The sequence below is a fragment of the Spirillospora sp. NPDC000708 genome, assembly GCF_040299565.1.
Classification (GTDB): domain Bacteria; phylum Actinomycetota; class Actinomycetes; order Streptosporangiales; family Streptosporangiaceae; genus Spirillospora.
In genome coordinates this window covers 1-3,562 of record NZ_JBEPCJ010000206.1, presented here as the reverse complement: position 1 = coordinate 3,562, position 3,562 = coordinate 1, and the positions used below count along the sequence as shown (strand labels likewise).

Here is a 3,562-nt window from a genome sequence, read left to right as displayed (position 1 = left end):
GTGGCGCGCGCCTACACCCGGTCGGGGGGGGGGCCGGCCGCCCCCGCGCGCCGGGGGTTCGCGGCGTTGGGGGGACCGCCGGGGCCGTGGCGGCCCGGCGGTTTGTTGTGGTTGCCCCCGCCCGGCGCCGGGCTGGACGAGCGGCTCGCGCACGCCTTCGCCGACGCCTACGACGGCCGCCCGCTCGTCCTGATCGGGATGGACACCCCGCAGGTCACGCCCGCGCTGCTGGCTCGCGCCGGGCGCGCCCTGCGCGGCCGTGACGCGGTGTTCGGCGCCGCGCGCGACGGCGGCTTCTGGCTGCTGGGGCTGCGCCGCCCCGACGCGCGGCTGCTGCGCGGCGTCCCGATGTCGCGGCCCGACACCGGAACGCTCCAGCTCGCGCGCCTGCGCGCCGCCGGCCTGACGGTGGCGGCGATGCCGGCGCTGACCGACGTCGACACCCCGGCCGACGCCGAGGCCGTCGCCGCGCGGGCGCCCGGCGGCCGGTTCGCCGCGGCCGTCCGCGCCCTCGGGACCAGGACCGTCCCGGCATGATCGGCGAACTGTACGAGGAGGCGCTGCGCGGCGCCGCGCCGGTGGAGATCGAGCACGCCGACGGCCGCCGCCGCCCGCTGCCGGTGCAGGACTGGCTGGCGCTGCGCCCCGGCGACGCCGGGCTGCTGGACCGCTGCGCCGGTGCCACCCTGGACGTCGGGTCGGGCCCGGGACGGCTGGCGGCCGCGCTGGCCGCCCGGGGGCTTCCGGTGCTCGGCATCGACGTGGCGCCGCGCGCGGTCGCGCTGACCATCGCGGCGGGCGCCCCGGCGCTGCGCCGGGACGTGTTCGGGCGGGTGCCGGGTGCCGGGCGGTGGCGGACGGTGCTGCTGGCCGACGGCAACATCGGCATCGGCGGCGACCCGGCCGCGCTGCTGCGCCGCGTCCTGGGGCTGCTCGGCCCCGGCGGCCGGGTGCTGGCGGAGGTGGACCCGCCGGGCGCGGGGACGCGGACCGAGCCGCTGCGGCTGCGGTCGGGCCGGGCGGTCGGCGAGTGGTTCCCCTGGGCGCACGTGTCCGCCGACGGCGCCGGCGCGCTGGCCGCCGCGTGCGGGGCGGCCGTCACCGAGCGGTGGGAGGAGGCCGGCCGATGGTTCGTCGCCCTGCGTCCCTGACCCGGTCTCTCCTCGACCGCCGGCCGGTGCCGCCGGAAGCGCTGACGACGCTGCCGCAGCGCTTCACCAGCCGCCTGCACGACGAGCGGGTCGCCGCGTGGCTGGGCATCGCGCTCGGCGCCTGCTTCCTCGTCGCGTTCTGCACCGGCCTGGTCAGCCACCTGATGCAGAACCCGGCGAACTGGATGACGTGGCCGTCGCGCCCGGTGAACCTGTACCGGGTCACGCAGGGCCTGCACGTCATGACCGGCCTGGCGGCGGTGCCGCTGCTGCTGGCCAAGCTGTGGACGGTCTACCCGCGGCTGCTGCAGTGGCCGCCGGTCCGCTCGGCCGGGCACGCGATCGAGCGGCTGATGGTGTTCGTCCTCGTCGGCGGGTCACTGTTCCAGCTGGTCACCGGCGTGATGAACATCGACTACTGGTACGCGTTCCGGTTCTTCTTCACCACCGCGCACTACTGGACCGCCTACATCATCATCGGCGCGCTGCTGATCCACATCGCCAACGAGTGGGCCAAGACGCGCCGGACGGTGATGACGCGGCCGCAGGGCGGGCTGCGGCGCCGCACGTTCCTGCTGACGGTGCTCGGCGCGAGCGGCGTGGTCGTCGCGACGACCGTGGGGGAGACGGTCTCGCCGCTGGCGCGGCTGGCGGTGCTCGCGCCGCGCCGTCCCGGGATCGGGCCGCAGGGGCTGCCGGTCAACAAGTCCGCGGCCGGGTCGGGCGTCACCGCGCTCGCCCGCGACCCGGGGTGGCGGCTCACCGTCACCGGGCGCGTTCGGCGGGAGCTGACCCTGTCGCTGGCGCAGCTGCAGGCCATGCCGATGCGGACGGCGCGGCTGCCGATCGCGTGCGTGGAGGGCTGGAGCGCGGAGGCCGACTGGGAGGGCGTGCGGCTGCGGGACGTGCTGCGCATGGCGGGCGTCGACGACGACGCGGACGTCCGCGTCGAATCGCTGGAACCCCGCGGCCTCTACCGCACCTCGGAGGTGCGTCCGCCGCACTGGCACGACCCCCTCACGCTGCTGGCGCTGCGGGTGAACGGCGAACCCCTCGACCTCGACCACGGGTACCCGTGCCGGCTCATCGCGCCGAACCGCCCCGGCGTCATGCAGACCAAGTGGGTCGGCCGGCTGGTGGTCGCATGAACGCGCCCATCGCCAGGTACGCGGCGTACGCGGCGGGCACGGCGCTGATCGGGTACGGGCTGAGCGGGATCGTCACCGACGTCCCGGTGCCGCGCTGGGCGGCGTGGTTCGTGGGCGCAGCGGTCCTGCACGACGGGGTGCTGGTCCCGGTGGTCCTGGCCGCGGGCCTGGTGACGGGCTGGATCCCGGTCGCCTACCGGCGGGTGCTGCGCGGCGCGCTAGTGGTGGCGGCGTGCGTGACGGCGGTGGCGATCCCGCTCGTCCTGGGCTACGGGCGCCGCCCGGACGTCCCGTCGCAGCTGCCGCTGCCCTACGGCCGCAACCTCGCGATCGTCGTCGGGCTCATCGGCGCCGTGGCGGTCGCGGTGCTGGCGTGGCGGGCGGTCGCCGGGCGCGGGCGGCGGCACGGCATGAGCGGCGGAGCGCACCGCGCCGTCCCGCCGGGACGGCGGCCGGGGCGCAAGGAGGGGGACAGGTGACCGCCACCGACACCCGGCCGCAGGACGTCCCGGCCCCGGTCGCGCGGCGCGGGAGCCGTCCGGGCTGGATCGCCGTGGCGGTGTGGGCGGCGGGGATCGCGGCGGTGTTCGCCGCCGGCTGGTACCTGCGGCGCGCCGGGCTCGCCACCGAGGACGCGCTGCCGCCGCTGCACGCGCGGGCGCGCTCGCATCCGCTGACCTGGCGGATGGCTCCGGCGGTGGCGGCCGCCGCCGTGCTGGTCATGGCGCTGCCGTGGGCGGCGTCGCGGCTGCGGTGGCGGGTGTTGCCGGTGGTGGCGTGGGCGGGGGCGGCGCTGTGGGCGGTCGCGCTCGCCGTGTCCGACGGGTGGGGCGCGCTCGCCCGGCCGCTGGACGCGCCGACCGAGTACCCGGCGGGCCTGGCGCAGGTGCGGCCCGACCCGCTGGAGTGGCTGCGGACCTTCACCGAGCGGCTCGGCGGCTACACCACGCACGTGCGGGGGCATCCGCCGCTGCCGACGCTGGCGCTGTGGGCTCTGGAGAAGGCGGGCCTGCCCGGGACCGGGTGGGCGGCGGCGTTCGTCATCGCGTCGGGCACGTCGGCGGTCGCGGCGATCGCGGTCACGCTGCGGTGCGTCGCGGGGGAGCGGGCGGCGCGGGCGGCGGTTCCGTTCCTGGTGCTGGCGCCGCTGGCGCTGTGGGTCGCGACCGCGATGGACGCGTTCTTCCTCGCGGTCGGCGCGTGGGGGACCGCGCTGACGGCGCTCGCCGCCCGCGGCGCCCGACCGGCCGCTCCGAGATCGTC

The 3,562-nt window shown here is 78.1% G+C and carries 4 protein-coding genes and 1 pseudogene; all 5 read left to right on the top strand.

The window, feature by feature from the left end:
• Positions 1–537, top strand: a complete 537-nt coding sequence (locus tag ABT299_RS52385) for a TIGR04282 family arsenosugar biosynthesis glycosyltransferase (protein ID WP_500255434.1) — start codon at positions 1–3, stop codon at positions 535–537.
• The gene (locus ABT299_RS52380) at positions 534–1,151 is read left to right on the top strand and encodes an SAM-dependent methyltransferase (RefSeq protein ID WP_387018755.1); all 618 of its coding nucleotides are present in this window, start codon (positions 534–536) and stop codon (positions 1,149–1,151) included. The genes ABT299_RS52385 and ABT299_RS52380 overlap by 4 nt, the downstream gene beginning before the upstream one ends.
• Entirely contained in the window at positions 1,127–2,299 is a 1,173-nt protein-coding gene (locus ABT299_RS52375) for a molybdopterin-dependent oxidoreductase (protein ID WP_500255433.1), read from the top strand. Before ABT299_RS52380 ends, ABT299_RS52375 begins: the two co-directional genes overlap by 25 nt.
• Positions 2,296–2,778, top strand: coding sequence for a hypothetical protein (locus tag ABT299_RS52370; RefSeq protein ID WP_500255432.1), 483 nt, complete (start codon positions 2,296–2,298; stop codon positions 2,776–2,778). Before ABT299_RS52375 ends, ABT299_RS52370 begins: the two co-directional genes overlap by 4 nt.
• Positions 2,775–3,562: pseudogene (locus tag ABT299_RS52365) on the top strand (hypothetical protein); the annotation flags it as partial. The gene ABT299_RS52370 and the pseudogene ABT299_RS52365, both read left to right, overlap by 4 nt.

What these genes read in the sequence shown, in the direction of transcription:
- ABT299_RS52380 (WP_387018755.1), top strand. Translation starts at nt 534, where the DNA reads ATGATCGGCGAACTGTACGAGGAGGCGCTGCGCGGCGCCGCGCCGGTG.
- ABT299_RS52375 (WP_500255433.1), top strand. Translation starts at nt 1,127, where the DNA reads ATGGTTCGTCGCCCTGCGTCCCTGACCCGGTCTCTCCTCGACCGCCGG.
- ABT299_RS52370 (WP_500255432.1), top strand. Translation starts at nt 2,296, where the DNA reads ATGAACGCGCCCATCGCCAGGTACGCGGCGTACGCGGCGGGCACGGCG.